The sequence below is a fragment of the Pseudomonas artemisiae genome, from assembly GCF_057128685.1.
Map to the genome: position 1 here is coordinate 18,609 of NZ_JBSKHS010000003.1, position 19,503 is coordinate 38,111.

A 19,503-nucleotide genomic window follows, 5' to 3' on the forward strand; every position below is an offset into this window, starting at 1 on the left:
AATCACGGCTCAGTCACTCTGGAGCCACCCATGCCCGCCACGCCCTTCGACCCCGCCCGCTCTCAGGCCAGCACCCTTTGCCTGCCACCTGGAGCCTGGGCCACGGTACTCGATTGCCTGGCCGATCACTTCCCGGCTGTGGGCCGTGATCAATGGGTCGACCGTTTTGCTCGCCAGCGCGTGCTCGATGCCCAGGGGCAGCCCCTTGCCCTGGAGCAACCTTACCGCGCGGGCCTGAAGATTCACTATTACCGAGAAGTGCCTGAGGAGCGGCCCATCCCTGTAACCGAGCGAGTGCTGTACCAGGACGAGCACCTGCTGATCGCCGACAAGCCTCACTTCTTGCCCGTCACACCGGCCGGGGCGTTCGTGGAAGAAACGCTGCTGCGCCGGCTCATTCGCGCCACCGGCAACGGTCACCTGGTACCGCTGCACCGTATCGACCGGCACACCGCGGGGCTGGTGATGTTTTCCACCAACGTGGCAACCCGTGGGGCGTATCAGCAGCTGTTTCCAACCCGCCGTATCGACAAGCGCTATGAGGCCGTGGCGCCAGCGTTGCCCCAGTTGCCCTTACCCCATGTGCGGCGAAGCCGGATCGTCCGAGGCGAGCCGTTCTTTTGCATGCGCGAAGCACCGGGTGAGCCCAACAGTGAAACTTTGGTGCAGGTGCTCAAAGCCGACGGGCCACTGTGGCATTACGCGTTATCTCCCGTTACGGGGCGCACGCACCAGCTCAGGGTGCACATGGCAGGGCTGGGCGCGCCCATTTGCAACGATCCGTTCTACCCGAACGTTACGCCAGCGGAGCAGCCGGATGACTTTGCCCGGCCGTTGCAGCTGCTGGCACGGTCGCTGGCGTTCATGGACCCGCTCACCGGTGCGCAGCGCAGGTTCAATAGTGACCTTGCCTTAAGGGTGCCCTAGCCGATTAGCAGTGTCGTTAACTGGCCCGCTCGGCTATAGTGGCGGCCCCGTTGGGGAGTAGCCTGCTTCAGAGGGGGTTCTGAAGCGTTCGCGTCAACATTCTCGGCAGCCTGCCGTGGCGCTGACACCTTTTGGTAGGCGAGACCAACGACATCTCCATGCCTAGGGTCGGGCGCGTGGTGGTGTCGTTGTCTCAGAGCCCGACTGGAAGTTACTCGTGAACCCGCTATCTCTTATCTTCCTGGCCCTCGCCATGTCTACGGATGCCTTCGCCGCCGCGATCGGCAAAGGGGCAAGCCTGCGCAAACCACACCTGTTCCAGGCCGTGCGTACTGGCTTGATTTTCGGCGTGATCGAGGGTCTGACCCCACTCCTGGGGTGGGGCATCGGGCGGGCCGCCAGCCAGCGTTAAGGCAGGTCAGGCCTGGCACACAGGTGCTGGCGCAGCTAGCGCTTAACATTTGTTTACAAGCGCTCAACACATATTTACGCCAAAACGGCGAAGTAGCATTAGCATGGCGCGCCACCTTCAGGAGCGTTGCCATGCTGTCGTTCGCCCATACTTTCGCCCCGGTGCGCGTGTTGTGCGTAAGCCTGGCCCTGCTCGCGGGTTGTAATAAACCCGAGGACGCCCCGGCCGCCCCTCCCGCGCACGTCACTGTCGAAACCGTTCAGCCGCAAGCCTTGACCCTGACCACAGAGCTCAATGGCCGCCTGGTGTCGCCTCGTACCGCCGAAGTGCGTGCGCGGGTTGCGGGCATCGTACTCAAGCGGGTGTACCGTGAAGGCAGTGACGTTAAAGAAGGGGATGTGCTGTTCTTGATCGACCCCGAGCCGCTGCAGGCGGAGGTCGACAGCGCCGAGGCGGGGGTGAAAAAAGCCGAGGCCACGCTTTATCAAACGCGGCTACAAGCCCGGCGTTACGCGGAATTGGCGGGTATAGATGCGGTCAGTCGACAGGACGCGGAGAACGCCCAGGCAAGTTACCTGCAGGCCGAAGCAGACGTAGCGGCCAATCGCGCCGCCCTGAAGCGGGCGCGCCTGAACCTGGGTTATGCCACCGTTAAGGCCCCAATCGCGGGCCGTATCGGTAAGGCCCTGGTCACCGAAGGGGCGCTGGTAGGGCAGGACGCTACTACGCCCCTTGCGATCATCCAGCAGCTCGAACCTATCTATGCCGATGTGAACCAGTCCACCCGGCAATTGAGCGAACTGCGCCGCTCGCTACAACAAGGGCAGGTGCAGCCGCTCTCGCACACCCAGGTCAGTGCCACCCTGATTCAGGAAGACGGAGCGGAGTACCCGTTGAAAGGGCAGTTGTTGTTCTCCGACCTCACGGTAGAGCAGAGCACGGGGCAAATCACCCTGCGCAGCCAGTTCCCCAACCCAGACCGCGCCCTGTTGCCGGGCAGTTTCGTTCGTGTACGGCTCGACCAGGCGCGGGATGCTCAGGGGATTACCGTCGCGCAGCGTGCGGTGCAGCGCGACGCGGCTGGTAAAGCCTTGGTACTGGTGGTGGGTGCCGACGGTAAGGTTCAGGAGCGCCCCATCGAGTTGGGTAGTGCTCAGAACAACCGCTGGGTGGTGAAGGCCGGCCTGGCGGCGGGTGACCGCGTGGTGATCGAGGGGGTACAGCACGCACAGCCTGGCCAGCAGGTCGAAGCCCAAGAAGCCGCGCCACTGGCGCCTGGCAAGGAGCAGCGTTAATGGCGCAGTTTTTTATCGGGCGTCCAGTATTTGCCTGGGTGATTGCGTTGTTCATTCTGCTGGCAGGGCTGCTGGCGTTGCCGCGCTTGCCCGTGGCCCAGTACCCCAACGTGGCGCCACCTCAAATCGAACTGACGGCCACCTACCCAGGCGCCTCGGCGCAAACCATTGACGAAAGCGTGGTCAGCCTGATCGAGCAGGAGCTCAACGGGGTCAACCACCTGCTGTATTTCAGCGCCAGCAGCAGCCAGAACACGGCCACCCTGACCATTACCTTCCAGCCGGGCACCGACCCGGAGCTGGCCAAGGTCGATGTGCAGAATCGCCTGAAGGTGGTCGAGCCTCGGCTGCCACGCGCGGTGACCCAGCAGGGGCTGCAGATCGAGGAAACGTCGGCCGGTTTCTTGCTGATCGCTACCCTGACCTCCACCGATGGACGCCTGGATGAAACCGCCCTGAGCGACTACCTGGCCCGTAATGTGATCAACGAACTCAAGCGCCTCGATGGAGTGGGCAAGGCGCAACTGTTCGGTGCCGAGCGGGCCATGCGCATCTGGGTGGACCCGCGAAAACTGGTGGCCTACCACCTGACCCCGGCTGATGTAAGCCAGGCGATCGCCGAGCAGAACGTACAGGTGTCCGCCGGGGGTATCGGTGACTTGCCAACGTCTGCCGATCAAGAGATGACCGCTACCGTGATCGTGCAAGGGCAGTTGACCACGCCGGAGGCGTTTGCTGGCATCGTGCTTAAAGCCAACCCGAACGGGGCAAATATAACGGTGGGGGATGTGGCCCGCGTAGAGGTGGGCGCGCAGAGCTATAACTTTGCTACCCGCTTGAATGGCCAGGCCTCGGTCGCCATTGGGGTGCAACTGGCTCCAGCGGGCAACGCCATGAGCACTGCCACGCAGGTGCGGAACAAACTCGATGAGCTGGCTCGGTATTTCCCTGCTGGGGTGAAATACGACATTCCCTACGACACCTCGACTTTCGTACATATTTCTATCACCAAGGTGATTCACACCCTGATCGAAGCCATGGCTCTGGTGTTCGTGGTGATGTTCCTGTTTTTGCAAAATATCCGCTATACGCTCATCCCCGCGTTGGTGGTGCCCGTGGCCTTGATGGGCACACTGGCCGTGATGCTGTTGCTTGGGTTTTCCATCAACGTGCTGACGCTGTTCGGCATGGTCTTAGCCATTGGCATCCTAGTGGATGACGCCATCGTAGTGGTAGAAAACGTAGAACGTCTGATGGCTCAGGAAGGGCTGTCTTCCAGGGACGCTACTCGCAAGGCCATGACCGAAATCAGCGGCGCGATCATCGGCATTACCCTAGTGCTCACGGCGGTGTTCATTCCCATGGCGTTCATGCCCGGGTCGGTCGGGGTGATCTACCAGCAGTTTTCTGTCTCGATGGCCGTGGCTATCTTGTTCTCGGCCTTCCTGGCGCTCAGCCTCACCCCGGCGCTGTGCGCCACCTTGATCAAGCCCCTGGCCCCAGGCGGGCATGCCGTTAGAACCGGGTTGTTCGGTGCCTTCAACCGCCGCTTCGACCAGGCCAGTGACCATTATGAAGGCTGGGTACGGCGGGCAGTGCACCGGGCTGGCCGCTGGATGCTGGGCTTTGTGCTGGTGGTGGGGCTGCTGGCGGTGTTATTCGTGCGCTTGCCGTCTTCGTTCTTGCCCGTGGAGGACCAGGGTTACACCATCACCGACGTTCAGCTTCCACCGGGCGCCAGCCAGAACCGCACCGTGGCGGTGGCCAAGCAGATAGAGGGCCACAATGCCCAAGAGCCCGGCGTGGCCAACACGGTGATGATTCTGGGCTTTAGCTTCTCTGGCAGCGGGCAAAACGCAGCCCTGGCTTTTACCACCCTCAAAGATTGGTCCGAACGCGCCACCGAAAACTCCGCTCAAGCCATCGCCGACCGCGCCAGCGCGGTATTCTCTGGCTTGAAAGACGCCATGGCGTTCAGCTTGCTGCCGCCCCCCGTGGAGGGGTTGGGTACCTCTGGCGGCTTCGAGGTACGGCTACAGGATCGCGCGGGGCAGGGCTACCAAGCCTTGCAACGGGCTCGGGACGAATTGCTTGGCAAGGCCCGGGGCAGTACCGTGCTGCAGAACGTGCGTGAATCCGCCCTGGCGGAAACCCCGCAGGTCCAGATTGAGGTGGACCGCCAACAGGCCAATGCCATGGGCGTGTCCTTTGCGGAGATCGCCAATGTGCTGTCCATCGCCCTGGGCTCCGCTTACGTCAACGACTTCCCCAATGCCGGGCGCATGCAGCAGGTGATCGTGCAAAGCCAGGGCGACCGCCGGCAGCAGGTGGAAGATGTATTGGCCCTGGAGGTGCGAAATACCCAGGGGCACATGGTACCGGTGTCCGCCTTCGCCAAGGCGGTATGGGCCCGTGGCCCAGCCCAGCTCAACCGCTACAACGGTTACCCCGCCATCAGCCTGTCGGGGGAACCCTCGCCGGGGCATAGTACCGGGCAAGCCATGGAAGAACTCGAACGCCTGGCCTTGGGCCTGCCTAAAGGCTTTGGCCTACAGTGGACCGGCTTGTCCTTGCAGGAACAGATATCAGGTGGGCAAGCGCCCTTGTTACTGGGCTTATCGATGTTAGTGGTGTTCCTGTGCCTGGCGGCGCTCTACGAAAGCTGGGCGATCCCACTGGCGGTGCTGCTGGTGGTACCACTAGGGGTTGTGGGCGCGGTACTGGCCGTGACCCTGCGTGGCATGCCTAATGATGTGTTCTTCAAGGTGGGCTTGATCACGCTGATTGGCCTCTCGGCCAAGAACGCCATCCTGATCATCGAGTTCGCCAAAACCTTGCATGACCAGGGGATGGACCGCTTCGAAGCCGCTATCCGCGCGGCCAGGCTGCGTTTGCGGCCCATCGTGATGACCTCGTTGGCGTTCGTTCTCGGTGTAGTGCCCTTGGCGTTCGCCACCGGCGCCAGTTCCGCTAGCCAACAGGCCATCGGCACCGGCGTGATCGGCGGGATGCTGACCGCGACCTTGGCGGTGATATTCGTCCCCGTGTTCTTCGTGCTGGTGATGGGTGGGGTGGAAAGGCTTAAGCACAAACCGCAGCGCGCCTAATAGCGAGGGGCTGTACTAGCCCTGCGCATACGAGATTGGCCTCTGTGAACGAGCGGGAACCCTGGCCGGCTACTAGTACAGGCGCATGTGTACCCGCGTAGCAGCCGAGCTGGCTCGCGACCGGCCGCGCCGCGGGGTGTAGGGCTTTACCAGCATGGGCGGTGGTCACAACGGCACCTTTGTGCTGGACATCCAGGGCAAGTATGGCGCGTGCAGTCGCTGGACGCTCAGCGGCCCGGGCCTGGCCACCGGCGATGTCGGGAACGCCCTTATTTTCGCCCCAACGGTTGCGCCCATGCCGGAGCACTTCACCTGGCTTGGCGCTACCGAAGGCAAGGACGTGCTGACACTATCCCCTCAATACAACGGCGGCGATTACGATGGAAACAAGAAAGCCCGCGCAAGGCGGGCTTTTGGTATTTCAGGCCAGGACATTACCCAGCGCAGCGATATGGTCGGAGAGACAGGATTCGAACCTGCGGCCTTCTCGTCCCGAACAAGACGCGCTACCTGGCTGCGCTACACTCCGATACCGAAAGATTACCGGTGCTGATTAACCTCCACAAGCCCTTGATACCGGTGCAGTCTTACAACGATCAGAGCTCTTTAACGGTACGAACCTGGTCTTTGTTGACGCGGGTCTGCTTGCCGTCGAGTTGCTCGATTTCGTAGAAGCCGGAGTCTTCGTCGTACTTAGGCGAGTCAACTGCCTGGATTTCACGGCCATCGTTCAGGGTGATGACGGTCGGGGTGGAGCATCCCGCCAAAGCGGCAAGGCCCGCTGCGAGCATCAGTGCGGGAAGAATCCTGTTGGACATTTCAAGTCTCCGGAAAGAGTGTTAAGTGATAACCCCCGTATGACGCAGCCGGGCACGGCAAGTTCCTTAGGGGCCGGCGGCAGAGGGGGCGTTATTGTCCTGCATCAACGTGAGGGTATTCAAATTACGCAGCCGAGGGTCTTGGGCCGGGCAATCCAACGCTTGCGGCCGCAAGGCCAGCATCACCTTGCGGGGGCTGCGTTCGCCTTGGCCCCAAGCCTGTTCGAAGGCAAGTTTGACAGCGGTTGGCAGCACACACAACAAGGGCTCCCAAGCGCCGCCCTGGCGCAGGATCAAGGGTGCCGCGGGGGCCTTGGCCTGATGGGCCAGCATGCTTGCAAGCAAGGCCCTATCGATACCCGGTACATCGCAGGGCAGCACTAGCAGCCGTGAATGCCGCGCCAGCCGCAGCCCTGCCAGCAGCCCTGCCATTGGGCCTGGGTAGCCGGGCTCAGCATCGATAGCCAGCCGATCTGCGTACGGGGCATAGCGCTCGGTATTGCGATTGCAGGAGATGATCAAGTCGTCGGTCAGTGGCCGCACCCAGGCGTACAAGTGTTCAATCATCGGCTTGCCACGCCAAGGCAGCAGGCCCTTGTCCGCGCCGCCTACACGCGACCCTTGACCACCGGCCAGCAGCAAAACGGAGGTAGGTGGCTGGGGTAAGGGCAGAGAATCCATGGCAGGCTCAGGCGTGGAGTAGGTGGCTGTGATATAACACCGAGCGTTTTCCTCAACAACTGGAACGTGCCATGAATACCAAGGCCGATGCTCCTTTCGTGCCCCTCAATATCGCGGTATTGACGGTCAGCGACACCCGCACTCAAGAAACCGACACCTCAGGCCAACTGTTCGTTGACCGCCTGACCGCCGCTGGCCATGGCCTGGCCGCGCGGGTGCTGCTCAAGGATGACCTGTACAAAATCCGCGCCCAGGTCGCCACATGGATCGCCGACGAGGTGGTTCAAGTGGTACTGATCACTGGCGGTACCGGTTTCACCGGGCGTGACAGCACTCCTGAGGCGGTCGCCTGCCTGCTGGACAAACACATTGACGGGTTCGGCGAGTTGTTCCGCCATATTTCCCTTAAAGACATTGGCACGTCCACGGTGCAATCCCGGGCGTTGGCCGGCCTGGCCAACGGTACTCTGGTGTGCTGCTTGCCGGGCTCTACCAATGCCTGCCGCACTGGTTGGGATGGCATCCTTGCCGAGCAGTTGGATAACCGCTACCGGCCTTGTAACTTCGTGCCACACCTTAAGAAAGCCGCGCCTTGTGAAAGCCGTGGTTGAGCCCAACCCGCGGGGCCTCATCACGCTGGCCCAGGCTACTGAACGGCTACTGGCCTTGGCCGACGCAGCGCCTGCGCTGGGAAACGAAACCCTACCCCTGGCTGCCGCGGATGGGCGTGTATTAGCCGAGGGGGTGAGTGCCAGCACAGACCTACCCCCATGGCCTAACAGCGCCATGGATGGTTATGCCTTGGCCGCAGCCTCATGGACAGGTGCGCCCTTGGAGGTAACGCAACGGATTTTCGCGGGCCAAGCCCCCGCGCCCTTGCAACCGGGCACCTGCGCACGAATTTTCACCGGTGCCCCCATGCCCGAGGGTGCGGACTGCGTGCACATGCAGGAAAACGCTGAAGTCGCTCCCGATGGCCGGGTCGGCTTCACTCAGCCTGCGAAAGTAGGCCTGAACGTGCGGCCACAGGGGCAGGAGTGCCGGGCGGGCGATCGCGTATTGAGTGCCGGCACCCGCCTGGGCCCTATTGAGCTGGGGCTGGCGGCTACCCTGGGCGTGGCCACCTTGAGCGTAAGCCGTAAAGCGCGAGTGGCGGTACTGTCCACCGGGGACGAGCTGGTCGCCCCCGGCAGCCCGCTAGGCCCTGGGCAGATCTACAATAGCAATCGGCAGCTGCTGTGCAGTTGGCTCGAGCGCAGCGCCTGCGAGGTGATAGACGCCGGCATCATCGGTGATGACCTTGACCTTACCCGGCGCACCCTCGAAGGGCTCCAAGGGGTAGACCTGATTCTCACCACCGGCGGTGTATCCGTGGGAGAGGCTGATTACCTGGGCCAGGCCTTGCGCGAAGGTGGCGAATTGGCGTTGTGGAAGCTCGCCATCAAACCTGGCAAGCCGCTGACCGTAGGTACCTATCAGGGCACGGTAGTGATCGGCCTGCCGGGCAACCCTGCTTCCACACTGGTGACCTTCGCGCTGCTGGCGCGGCCTTACCTGTTGCGGCGGATGGGCTGCGAGCGTGCCGAGCCACGGCGTGTGAAGGTTGCCGCAGGCTTTACCTGGCCAACCGGTGGGCGCCGTGAGTTTCTTCGCGCACAAATTGATGCAGGCCATGCCCAGCTGTACCCCAATCAGAGTTCCGGGGTGCTGCGCAGTGCTGCGTGGGCCGATGGACTGGTGGAAGTGCCAGAAGGGCAAGCAGTAGCCGAAGGGGATTTGCTGGGCTTCATACCCATGAGCGAACTGTTGGTTTGAGAATGTTTCGTTCGCGGGCGCTTTTCCCGTTGGCCGTGGTCACATGCCCATTGGCACTTTAGCGAAGGGGTAGGTGAATGCAAGCGCGTAAGGCATGGCTGATTCTGCACGGTAAGCAGGCACTCAACGAAGACGTGCGCGCGGCGGTCGAGGCCCAGCGCGAACAGGGCTGGGAGATCGCCGTACGGCTTACCTGGGAGGGCGGTGACGCCGCCCGCCTGGTAGAAGAGGGCATCGCCGCAGGCTATCCGACCTTGATCGCCGGTGGCGGCGACGGCACCCTACGGGACGTGGCCGAAGCGGTAGCTCAAAGCAAGGCTGATGTGAGCCTGGCGCTGATGCCGTTGGGCACCGCCAACGACTTCGCGCGTGCCGCGGGCGTGCCTTTGGAGCCCCAACCTGCCCTGGCCTTGCTGGAGCAACCAGCCCGGGCGGTGGACTTGGGCGAGGTAGGCGGCCAGCTGTTTCTCAATATGGCCACCGGCGGCTTCGGTAGCCAAGTGACCGCCAACACCTCTGAGGACCTGAAAAAGGTACTGGGCGGCGCTGCCTATCTCTTTACCGGGCTGAGCCGTTTCAGTGAGCTGCGTGCTGCCTCCGGGGTACTGCATGGCCCAGACTTTCATTGGGAAGGGGAGCTGCTGGCGTTGGGGATCGGCAACGGTAGGCAGGCAGGGGGCGGCCATGTGTTGTGCCCAGGGGCAACAGTGGACGATGGCATGTTGGACATCAGCATTCTGCCCGCACCCACTGAAGTGGTTTCTACCCTTAAGGAGTTTCTGGGTGGCGGCGGGATGGATAACCTGTTTATCCGCGCCCGCTTGCCTTGGGTGGAAATCCAGAGCGCGCAAGGATTGGACATCAACCTCGACGGCGAACCGCTGACTGGCACCGATCTACGCTTCACCGCCCGCCCGGGCGCCCTGCGACTGCACTTGCCCGCCAACTGCCCGCTGCTCAGTCAGCAGGCTTAAGTACCTTTTACAAGGCTTGCAGGCCACGCCTTTGCGAGCCGTTCAAGTTTGACCTGGGAGCGCCGATAGCCCGTACATGGCTTATCCAACCCCCGGGGACTTTCATGGCCGGCATACTCGACAGCGTTGATCAGCGCACCCAACTGGTGGGTGAAAACCGCCTTGAAATCCTCATGTTTCGCTTGGCGGGCCGCCAACTGTTCGCGATCAACGTGTTCAAGGTTCAGGAAGTATTGCAGTTGCCCAAACTGACGCTGATGCCGCAACGGCATGCGTTCGTGTGTGGGGTAGTCAACCTGCGTGGGCAAACCCTGCCGGTGATCGACCTGTCTCAAGCCATCGGCATGCGGCCACTGGAACCGGGCCCGGACAGCACCATTATCGTGACTGAGTACAACCGCTCGGTGCAGGCGTTTTTGGTGGGCGGTGTGGACCGCATTATCAACATGAACTGGGAAGCCATTCTGCCGCCGCCTACCAGTGCGGGCCGGCAGCATTACCTCACGGCGATCACCCGGGTCGAAGACAAGTTAGTGGAAATCATCGACGTCGAGAAGGTACTGGCCGAAATCGTTCCTTACAACGCCAAGGTTTCCAAAGACAAACTCGAAGACTCAATGCTCGCCCATGCTCGTGGCCGGGAAATCCTCCTGGTGGATGACTCCACCGTAGCCTTGGCTCAGTTGCGGGACACACTCTCCCAGCTCGGGGCCGTACTGCATGTAGCCAGCGATGGGCTCAAGGCGCTGCGTATGTTGCAAAAGTGGGCCGATGCTGGCGAGGACGTGTGTAGCAAGCTGCTGATGGTGTTCACTGACGCTGAAATGCCAGAAATGGACGGCTACCGGCTGACCACGGAGATTCGCCAGGACCCTCGCTTGCGCGACCTCTATGTGGTGCTGCACACCTCATTGTCGGGTAGCTTCAATGAATCGATGGTCAAGAAAGTGGGCTGTGACAACTTCCTTTCCAAGTTCCAACCAGACCGTCTGGTAGAAGTGGTGCGTCAGCGCCTGGAAATGGAACACGGCTAAGTCGTTGTGAGGCCAGGCATCGTTTAAGCTAGGCGAGCCCCCTTGAGGAAGCCCGCCATGCGTTTACAAGCGTTGTATCGGTACCCTATCAAATCCACCCTGGGTGAAGCCCTGTCGACATCTGCCGTGGAGCGGTTAGGGCTGGCGGGGGACCGCCGTTGGATGTTCGTAGACGAGACCAGCGGCCGTTGCTTGACCCAGCGTACTTTGCCCGTATTAGGCAGGATCTCGGCCCGCTACGCCGCCAACGGCGGCCTTACCTTAAGCGCGCCGGGCTTGCCTGCCTTAGAGGTACCCTTGCCTGAAGCCGATAGCCAGTTGCGGGGCGTGGTGATCTGGAAGGACGCTTTGCGGGTACCCGATGCCGGTGATGAGGTGGCGGCGTGGGCCAGCCAACTCATTGGGCAGTCGGTGCGCTTGGTGTATGTGCCTGAGCATCGGGCCCGGCCGCTTGGGGCCGGAAACACAGAAGCCGAAGACCGGGTGGCCTTCGCCGACGGCTTTCCTCTGCTGCTGATCAACCAGGCGTCTGTCGATGACCTTTCTCGCCGAGTGGGGCGCGAGATGATGATGCCGCGTTTCCGCCCCAACCTGGTAATCGAAGGCGCCCAGGCCTATGCCGAAGACAATTGGAGCCGCTTGCGAATTGGGGACGTAACCTTCCGTGTAGCCTCACCCTGCGCTCGTTGCATATTAACCACCATCGACCCCAACACCCACGAACGTGATGGGGACCGCGAGCCCCTCAATACCCTCAAGGACTACCGTCGCTTCGAAGGCGGCATCATGTTCGGCCAAAACCTTATTGGTGAGGGCGGGGGAGTAGTGGAAGTGGGGATGCCAGTCACCCTGCTTTAGTACCCAGCCCCATGGCTCTGTAAAGGGCCATGGGTTATGGGTGTTCGCTCAGGCGCGCGCCTTGGCCGCGATCAGATATCGTCGAAAAACCGCTCGTGCCAGTCCACGATAGGCTGGGGTGTATTGAGTTTGGCACCGTAGATCACCGCGTATGACAGTACGTTCTGTACATATTGCCGGGTTTCGTCGAAGGGAATCGACTCGACCCACACATCGAAACTCAAGTGGTTGGCACCCCGTAACCACTGTCGCACACGGCCCGCGCCCGCGTTGTACGCCGCCGAGGCCAATACCCGGTTGCCATTGAACTGGCCATGAACCACGCTCAGGTAGGCAGCGCCGAGTTGGATGTTCTTGTCCGGGTCGATCACTTGCTGTGGCGAGGCCAGCGCAATGCTGAACTTGCGAGAGGTTTCCTTGGCAGTGGCGGGCATCAGTTGCATCAGACCCATGGCCCCGACGGGGGAACGGGCGTCGTCCATGAAGGCGCTTTCCTGGCGTGTAATGGCAAATACCCAGCTGGCATGCAGGCCTCGCGCGCGAGCTTCGCGCAACAAGGTGTCTCGGTGCGCCATGGGGAAGCGAATATTCAGGTCGTCCCAGTACTGGGCCTGACTGATGGTACGAATGGCTGGGAAATACCAGCCCATGTCGTACGCAAGCTTGGCTTGAGCCACCATTTGGTCCCGGTCGAAGTGGCGCGACACGTAGTACCACTCACGGCGCCCATCGACGATCTGCCCGCGTTGGTAAAGCTCCAGGGCGCGCCTGATGCCGGGGGCGTTGCGCACGCTATTGAGCTGGGCCTGGCTAAGGGCCAGGGGGCGGTTGGTGAGCTGATAGGGGACCTGGGCTCGGTCGGCGGCCAGAAAACCGTAGAAATCCCGCTCCTTGGCCACGGCGCGATACAAGGCTGGTACTTGGGGATCGTCAGGCCGCGCCAGTTCCAGGGCTCGAGCCTCCCAGTACTTCCAACGATTGGTCTGCGCCAGGCTGGCGGGCAGCCGGCGTGTCAAGTCGTAGGCCTCTTGCCACTGGCCCAGGCGCAGCAGCAGGCGCAGGCGCCATTCGCTTACGGTGTCGTCACGCAGGTCGGGGTCGTAACGGGTCATCAGGCTCAGTGCCCGGCTGTCGTAGCGCCGAGCCAGCCCCAAACCAATGTCCTTGGCGATGGCCACTTTTTCGTCGCTAGAAAAGTGCATGGTGGCCGCATAGCTGTCCAGTAGGCCCAGTGCCTTTTCTGGGTCCTGCTTGGCCAGGCGGCGCAGGCCCAGGCTCACTACATCGGACATGGCTTCGTCCGCCGGTACGAACAGGCCAGGTTGGTCCAGCAGCTCGGGTTTACGGGCGACATCCAGCAGGCGTTGCCCCTGAGTGCTCAAGGTAGGCAAGCCATTAACCATGGCGGTAGCCAAGGTGTAGTTCTTGGCCTGGGCGGCCAGTTTGGCCCGCTGCCAACGCTTTTGCTCGGTCAGTTGCCCTTCGGCCGCCCACCGCCCGAACAGCGCCTCACACGCCGGTGGGCGGTCCTTGCCGCTCAGCCACAAGCGTTCGGCATTGGCATAGCCTTCAGCGCGCAGGTTGGGCTGGGTGAGTTGGTATTGGCCGAACAGGCAATCGAGTTCGGTGAAATTGAGCTTGGGGTCGTAATAGCGCGCGAAGGTGGGCCAGTCCCCACGCTCGGCCAGCATGCGCAGCCACCGCAACTTCAGCCAGTTAATCTGGGGGAGGTCGCCGTGGGCCTGGATGAACCCCTGGATTTCCTCGTCGCTGGCCCCCGGCAGACGGGCGGTAAGCTCCTCATACGCCAGATAAGGTTCCAGCGGGTAGTCCACCAGCATGGCCTTGTACTGGAAGTAAGGCGCGCTGTTGCCCTTGGTCAACGCAGCCTTGGCTTGGTCATAATATTGGCGCTGAAGGGCCAGGTCCCCGGCGTGAGCGGCGGGAGCAAAAGGAATAACCGCGAGCAGCAGGGCGGGAACGAGGCGGGACAGTCGACTGCGCATGAGACTTCCGAGGGGCGTACAGATTGGCCGCTAGCTTAGCCTGTTGCCCGACGGCCCGAAAGCGTGCCTGTTGTTTCAGCATATGCCGCCCGGCGCTTGCTGTGCCCGGCGGGTACATAAGGTAGAATACGCGCCGGCTTTTCCGGAGATTCCCATGACCCTGCTCAAACTGAGCGATGTTTCCCTCGCCTACGGCGCCATGCCGTTGCTCGATAAGGTTTCCTGGCAGATTGCCCGCGGCGAGCGGGTCTGCATCATCGGCCGTAACGGCACTGGCAAGTCCAGCATGTTGCGGTTGGTACGCGGCGACCAGAAACCCGACGAGGGCGATATCTGGCGGGCCCCTGGCCTGAAGATCGGGGAGCTTCCTCAGGAGCTGCCTCGGGCCGATGACCGCACCGTCTTCGACGTGGTGGCCGAAGGGCTGTCCGGCGTGGGCGAGCTGCTTGCGCAGTACAACCACCTAAGCCAGAACATCGTGACCGACGCCGACCTGGACGCGCTCATGCACGTTCAGCAAGAACTTGAGGCCCGGGATGGCTGGCGCCTTCAGCAGTTGGTGGACAGTACCCTGAGCCGCTTACAGCTGCCGGCGGACAAAACCCTCGCCGAGCTGTCCGGCGGCTGGCGCAGGCGCGTGCTGCTGGCCCAGGCGTTGGTGTCCGAGCCCGACCTGTTGCTGTTGGACGAGCCTACCAACCACCTGGACATCGGGGCCATCGCCTGGCTCGAGGAGGCCTTGGCCGGTTTTGGCGGCGCGGTGCTGTTCATCACCCACGACCGGGCTTTCCTGCAAAACCTGGCCACGCGTATCCTGGAGCTGGACCGCGGCAAGCTGATCGACTGGAACGGCGACTACGCCAGCTTCCTGGTGCACAAGGAGGCCGAACTGGCCGCCGAGGAAACCGCCAATGCGTTGTTCGACAAGCGCCTGGCCCAGGAAGAAGTCTGGATTCGCCAAGGTATCAAGGCCCGGCGCACCCGTAACGAAGGCCGCGTACGTGCCCTCAAGGCCTTGCGCACGGAGCGGGGCGAGCGCCGCGAGCGGCAGGGCAAGGCCAACATCCAATTGGATGTCGCGGACAAGTCCGGCAAGCAGGTGATCGTGCTGGAGAACGTCAGCTATGCCCACCCAGGCGGGCCGCTGTTGGTCAAAGACTTCTCCATGGTGCTGCAGCGCGAAGATCGCATTGGCCTGCTCGGCGCCAACGGTACTGGCAAAACCACTCTGCTCAAGCTGTTGCTGGGGGATTTGCAGCCTGTCGAAGGCAAGGTAGAGCAGGGCACGCGCCTGGAAGTGGCTTACTTCGATCAACTACGCATGCAGTTGGATTTGGAGAAAACCGTGATCGACAACCTGGCCGAGGGCCGGGATTTTATCGAGATCGATGGCCAGAGCCGCCATGTGCTCAGTTACCTGGGGGACTTCCTCTTCAGCCCACAACGTGCCCGCACGCCGGTAAAGGCATTGTCCGGCGGGGAAAGGGCGCGGTTGTTGCTGGCCAAGCTGTTCAGCAAGCCGGCCAACCTGCTGGTGCTGGACGAACCCACCAACGACCTGGACGTGGAAACCCTGGAGTTGCTCGAAGAGGTGTTGTCGAGCTTCAAGGGCACCGTGCTGATGGTCAGCCACGACCGGGCGTTCCTCGACAACGTGGTCACCAGCACCCTGGTCTTCGAAGGCGACGGCTTGGTGCGTGAATACGTTGGCGGCTACCAGGACTGGATTCGCCAAGGCGGTTCGGCCAAGTTGCTGGGCGTCAAGGATGCCAAGCCCGCCAAGGCAGAGCAAGCGGCAGCAGCGCCTGCGGCAACCCAAGCCCCGGCGGCAGCGCCGGCCAAGAAGAAACTTAGTTACAAGCTACAGCGCGAGCTGGAAGCGCTACCAGGAGAGATGGAGGCCTTGGAAGCGGAGATAGCGAAGGTCAATCAGGACATCGCTTCGCCCAGCTTTTACCAGCGCCCCGCGAGTGAAACGGCCGCGGTGTTGGCCAGCCTGGAAAGCTTGCAGGCGCGCTTGGACGGGTTGCTTGAGCGCTGGGCCGAGCTTGATGCCTGATCGCTGAAAACACAGGCCGCCGCCACTGATGGGTGAACAGCGGCCTGTGGCTTCAGGCTTTGTCGTTTTTGGCTTTGTCCAGCCGCACCGCAAGCACGTCACAGGGCGCGCCATGCAGCACGTCGTTGGAGGTCGAGCCCAACAGCAGGCCAAGCCCATGACGGCCGTGGCTGCCGACGATGATCAGGTCGCAGTTTTTATCCTTGGCGAGCTTGTGAATTTCCTGGCGTGGCTGGCCGTAGGTCAGGTGGCAGTACTCTTCCTGTACGTTTGGGAATTTCGCGCGCAGGGTCGTCATGCGCTCCTTGGCCTGGTCGAACTGCTGCTGTTGCAGCTGTGACAGGTCCATGGGCACGTCACCCCCGAAGGCCATGGCCATGGGTTCGACGATATGCACCAGCGAGAGCGTCGCCCCAGTGGCTTCGGCTAACGCCCGCGCGCGTTTGATGACCGGGTCGCATTCCTCGGTCAGGTCCACTGCTGCAAGGATGTGTTGATAGGACATGGCGCATTGCTCCAGGCAAAAATATTGGCTTGATTATGGCCCTTTCAGGGTGGCTGCGTGCAGGCTACCGAGGGGTTGTTTGTAAAAAACGCGGGAAGAGTTCTATGACGGTCTGGATAGTGGTGTCAATCCTTGCAGTGATACTAAGCCCCCTCGCATGGCTGCGCCCGTCCCGAAAGCAAAGTGGGCGCATGGCGTGTCGCATGCGTGCGAGGGCCCTGGGGCTGGGTATGCAACTGGCGCCGCAAACCTGGCCCCACTGGATGCCCGCACACCTGCCAACACCCGCCGCTCAATACCACCGTGCTCGATTGGCCGAAGGCAGGGCAGACTGGAGTTGGTGGCAAGTCCAGCCAGGGCAGTGGGTGAATCAATGGCGTGAAGCCTGCGATCAGCCGACGCTGCTCGAACAACTGGCTCAATTGCCCGCTGACGTGTGGAAGGTGTATGCGCAGGGGCAAATGGTCTGTGCCGTTTGGGGCGAGGGCAGTGGCGAGGACCAAGCGCTTACCCTTGATAAGGTTTTACGCCAATTGGCATTGACCTGAGCAACAGGCTCGGCAGGGCTGCCTGACCTCTATGTCACGCCTTGTGACCTATCCCCGCGTACAACCCGCTGACCTCGCTCAAAGCATGATCTAAAGTGACCGAGTAGTCCGAAAACGGCGGCGTTTGCGGGGCGATTGACAATCCACCACTTTTCGCTGAAGGTGTGCTCACCCAAATCAAACGGGCGTATGAATCGAGCGTTTAGCGCTGTTTCATACCCCGAACGCGCGCTGGCGGGTGGGCCAACTGGCCGCTTCAGCACGTAACGTTCAGCTTCCATTCCTGGAGATCAGTTGATGATTTACGAAGGTAAAGCCATCACGGTTAAGGCTCTTGAAAGTGGCATCGTCGAACTCAACTTCGACCTCAAGGGTGAGTCCGTCAACAAATTCAACCGCCTAACCCTCAACGAGCTGCGTGAGGCGGTCGAAGCGCTCAAGGCCAATACGTCGGTCAAAGGCGTATTGGTGACCAGCGGCAAGGATGTGTTCATCGTAGGCGCCGACATCACCGAGTTTGTCGATAATTTCAAGCTGCCCGAAGCCGAATTGATCGCGGGTAATCTGGAAGCGAACCGGATCTTCAGCGCATTCGAAGACTTGCCATTCCCCACTGTGGTCGCGATCAATGGCATCGCTTTGGGTGGCGGGCTGGAAATGGCCCTGGCGGCTGACTTCCGGGTGATGTCCACCGCTGCGAAAATTGGCTTGCCAGAGGTCAAACTGGGTATCTACCCAGGGTTCGGCGGTACCGTGCGCTTGCCACGCCTGATTGGCGCCGATAACGCCATCGAGTGGATCGCCGCCGGCAAGGAACAACGCCCTGACGACGCCTTGAAAGTGCGTGCCGTAGATGTAGTGGTGCCTGCGCAAAAGCTTCGCGAAGCTGCCCTGGATCTGCTTGCCCGCGCCATTTCGGGCGAGATCGACCATCTGGCCCGACGTCAGCCCAAGCTTGAAAAGCTCAAGCTCAACGCCATCGAGCAAATGATGGCGTTCGAAACCGCCAAGGGGTTCGTGGCGGGCCAGGCCGGCCCGAATTATCCCGCGCCTGTGGAAGCGATCAAAACCATTCAGAAAGCGGCCAACTTCGGCCGTGACAAGGCACTGGAAATCGAAGCCGCAGGCTTCGCGAAAATGGCCAAGACCTCTGCCGCCGAAAGCCTGATCGGCCTGTTCCTCAATGATCAGGCGCTCAAGCGCAAGGCTAAGGTGTACGACGCTCAGGCACGTGAAGTGAGACAGGCCGCGGTACTGGGCGCGGGCATCATGGGCGGCGGTATTGCCTACCAGTCGGCCTATAAAGGCACCCCTATCCTGATGAAGGATATCAACGAGAAGGGCATCGAGCAGGGCCTTAACGAGGCTTCAAAACTGCTGGGCAAACAGGTTGAAAAAGGCCGTTTGACCTCGGCGAAAATGGCCGTGGCGCTTAACGCCATTCGCCCGACCTTGTCCTATGGAGATTTTGGCCAGGTAGACATCGTGGTCGAAGCCGTTGTCGAAAACCCCAAGGTCAAGCAAGCGGTGCTGGCCGAAGCCGAAGCGCAGGTGAAAGACACCACCATCCTGGCCTCCAATACCTCGACCATTTCCATCAGCCTGCTGGCCCAGGCGCTCAAGCGCCCGGAAAACTTCGTGGGCATGCACTTTTTCAATCCTGTGCACATGATGCCCTTGGTCGAAGTGATCCGTGGTGAGAAATCCAGCGAGCAGGCTGTTGCCACCACCGTGGCTTATGCCAAGAAAATGGGCAAGAACCCCATCGTGGTCAACGATTGCCCAGGCTTTTTGGTCAACCGTGTGCTGTTCCCCTACTTTGGAGGCTTCGCCAAACTGGTCAGCGCGGGCGTAGACTTTGTACGCATCGACAAGGTAATGGAGAAATTCGGCTGGCCCATGGGCCCGGCGTACCTGATGGACGTGGTTGGCATCGACACCGGTCACCATGCCCGTGACGTGATGGCCGAGGGTTTCCCAGACCGCATGAAAGACGACCGTCGCACCGCCATAGACGCGCTGTACGACGCCAATCGGCTGGGGCAGAAGAACGGCAAGGGCTTCTACGCGTACGAAACTGACAAACGCGGCAAGCCGGCCAAGGTAGCCGACGCCTCGGTACTCGACGTGCTCAAGCCTGTGGTTTACGAGCATCGCGATGTGACCGACGAAGACATCATCAACTCGATGATGCTGCCGCTGTGCCTTGAAACGGTGCGTTGCCTGGAAGACGGTATCGTGGAAACCGCTGCTGAAGCGGATATGGGCCTGGTCTACGGCATCGGCTTCCCTCCCTTCCGTGGGGGCGCCCTGCGTTACATCGATGCCATCGGCGTAGCGGAATTCGTGGCCATTGCCGACCGCTACGCGGAGCTGGGCCCGTTGTACCACCCTACCGAAAAACTGCGCGAAATGGCCCGCACCGGCCAACGTTTCTTCGGTTGAGCCGCCCGATAACAGAGCG

Annotated in this window: 15 protein-coding genes, 1 tRNA gene, 1 pseudogene and 1 riboswitch; of the genes and pseudogenes, 12 read left to right on the forward strand and 5 right to left on the reverse strand. The window is 61.6% G+C overall.

Annotation, left to right across the window (positions count from 1 at the left end; all coding sequences use genetic code 11):
* The first annotated feature begins 30 nt into the window (after nt 1–30).
* The 4 genes and pseudogenes from ACWKV4_RS04445 to ACWKV4_RS04460 all read left to right on the forward strand — a co-directional run bounded on the left by ACWKV4_RS04445 (nt 31) and on the right by ACWKV4_RS04460 (nt 5,741).
* Nucleotides 31–927: a pseudouridine synthase gene (locus ACWKV4_RS04445; protein ID WP_483830891.1), complete on the forward strand. Its 897-nt coding sequence runs from the start codon at nt 31–33 to the stop codon at nt 925–927.
* A gap of 45 nt (nt 928–972) precedes the next feature.
* A riboswitch (yybP-ykoY riboswitch) is annotated at nt 973–1,140 on the forward strand.
* A gap of 4 nt (nt 1,141–1,144) precedes the next feature.
* Nucleotides 1,145–1,333, forward strand: a pseudogene (locus tag ACWKV4_RS04450) (hypothetical protein); the annotation flags it as partial.
* Nucleotides 1,334–1,470: 137 nt separating this feature from the next.
* A complete protein-coding gene (locus ACWKV4_RS04455) occupies nt 1,471–2,634 on the forward strand; it encodes an efflux RND transporter periplasmic adaptor subunit (protein WP_483830890.1) in 1,164 nt (387 codons plus the stop codon).
* Entirely contained in the window at nt 2,634–5,741 is a 3,108-nt protein-coding gene (locus tag ACWKV4_RS04460; protein WP_483830889.1) for a multidrug efflux RND transporter permease subunit, read from the forward strand. Before ACWKV4_RS04455 ends, ACWKV4_RS04460 begins: the two co-directional genes overlap by 1 nt.
* Before the next feature lie 452 nt (nt 5,742–6,193).
* Here ACWKV4_RS04460 and ACWKV4_RS04465 read toward each other — a convergent pair.
* The 3 genes from ACWKV4_RS04465 to mobA form a co-directional block, all read right to left on the reverse strand.
* Nucleotides 6,194–6,270, reverse strand: a tRNA-Pro gene (locus tag ACWKV4_RS04465).
* Between the two features lie 67 nt (nt 6,271–6,337).
* Entirely contained in the window at nt 6,338–6,559 is a 222-nt protein-coding gene (locus ACWKV4_RS04470) for a YgdI/YgdR family lipoprotein (RefSeq protein WP_483830888.1), read from the reverse strand.
* A gap of 66 nt (nt 6,560–6,625) precedes the next feature.
* Nucleotides 6,626–7,240 (reverse strand): molybdenum cofactor guanylyltransferase MobA, encoded by a 615-nt coding sequence (gene mobA / locus ACWKV4_RS04475; protein WP_483830887.1) that lies wholly within the window; start codon nt 7,238–7,240, stop codon nt 6,626–6,628.
* Nucleotides 7,241–7,311: 71 nt separating this feature from the next.
* Here mobA and moaB point away from each other — a divergent pair, with 71 nt between their 5' ends.
* From moaB to ACWKV4_RS04500, 5 genes are all read left to right on the forward strand, one after another.
* Nucleotides 7,312–7,851, forward strand: a complete 540-nt coding sequence (gene moaB / locus ACWKV4_RS04480; protein WP_483830886.1) for a molybdenum cofactor biosynthesis protein B — start codon at nt 7,312–7,314, stop codon at nt 7,849–7,851.
* A complete protein-coding gene (locus ACWKV4_RS04485; RefSeq protein ID WP_483830920.1) occupies nt 7,844–9,055 on the forward strand; it encodes a molybdopterin molybdotransferase MoeA in 1,212 nt (403 codons plus the stop codon). Before moaB ends, ACWKV4_RS04485 begins: the two co-directional genes overlap by 8 nt.
* A gap of 77 nt (nt 9,056–9,132) precedes the next feature.
* Nucleotides 9,133–10,029, forward strand: a complete 897-nt coding sequence (gene yegS / locus ACWKV4_RS04490) for a lipid kinase YegS (RefSeq protein WP_483830885.1) — start codon at nt 9,133–9,135, stop codon at nt 10,027–10,029.
* A gap of 104 nt (nt 10,030–10,133) precedes the next feature.
* On the forward strand, nt 10,134–11,063 hold the full coding sequence (locus ACWKV4_RS04495) for a chemotaxis protein CheV (RefSeq protein ID WP_483830884.1): 930 nt from the start codon (nt 10,134–10,136) through the stop codon (nt 11,061–11,063).
* A 57-nt stretch (nt 11,064–11,120) separates the two neighbouring features.
* Nucleotides 11,121–11,921, forward strand: coding sequence for an MOSC domain-containing protein (locus ACWKV4_RS04500; protein WP_483830883.1), 801 nt, complete (start codon nt 11,121–11,123; stop codon nt 11,919–11,921).
* Nucleotides 11,922–11,992: 71 nt separating this feature from the next.
* Here ACWKV4_RS04500 and ACWKV4_RS04505 read toward each other — a convergent pair whose 3' ends face one another.
* Complete coding sequence (locus ACWKV4_RS04505) at nt 11,993–13,927, reverse strand: transglycosylase SLT domain-containing protein (protein WP_483830882.1); 1,935 nt, start codon at nt 13,925–13,927, stop codon at nt 11,993–11,995.
* A 154-nt stretch (nt 13,928–14,081) separates the two neighbouring features.
* Here ACWKV4_RS04505 and ACWKV4_RS04510 point away from each other — a divergent pair, with 154 nt between their 5' ends.
* Entirely contained in the window at nt 14,082–15,986 is a 1,905-nt protein-coding gene (locus tag ACWKV4_RS04510) for an ATP-binding cassette domain-containing protein (protein WP_483830881.1), read from the forward strand.
* 52 nt (nt 15,987–16,038) lie between these two features.
* Here ACWKV4_RS04510 and ACWKV4_RS04515 read toward each other — a convergent pair whose 3' ends face one another.
* Nucleotides 16,039–16,491 carry a universal stress protein gene (locus tag ACWKV4_RS04515; RefSeq protein WP_483830880.1) on the reverse strand — a complete coding sequence of 151 codons (453 nt, stop codon included), beginning with the start codon at nt 16,489–16,491 and terminating at the stop codon, nt 16,039–16,041.
* A gap of 104 nt (nt 16,492–16,595) precedes the next feature.
* Here ACWKV4_RS04515 and ACWKV4_RS04520 point away from each other — a divergent pair, with 104 nt between their 5' ends.
* Both ACWKV4_RS04520 and fadB read left to right on the forward strand, forming a co-directional pair.
* Nucleotides 16,596–17,039, forward strand: coding sequence for a hypothetical protein (locus tag ACWKV4_RS04520; protein WP_483830879.1), 444 nt, complete (start codon nt 16,596–16,598; stop codon nt 17,037–17,039).
* Between the two features lie 297 nt (nt 17,040–17,336).
* Nucleotides 17,337–19,484 (forward strand): fatty acid oxidation complex subunit alpha FadB, encoded by a 2,148-nt coding sequence (gene fadB / locus ACWKV4_RS04525; RefSeq protein ID WP_483830878.1) that lies wholly within the window; start codon nt 17,337–17,339, stop codon nt 19,482–19,484.
* Nucleotides 19,485–19,503 lie beyond the last annotated feature (19 nt).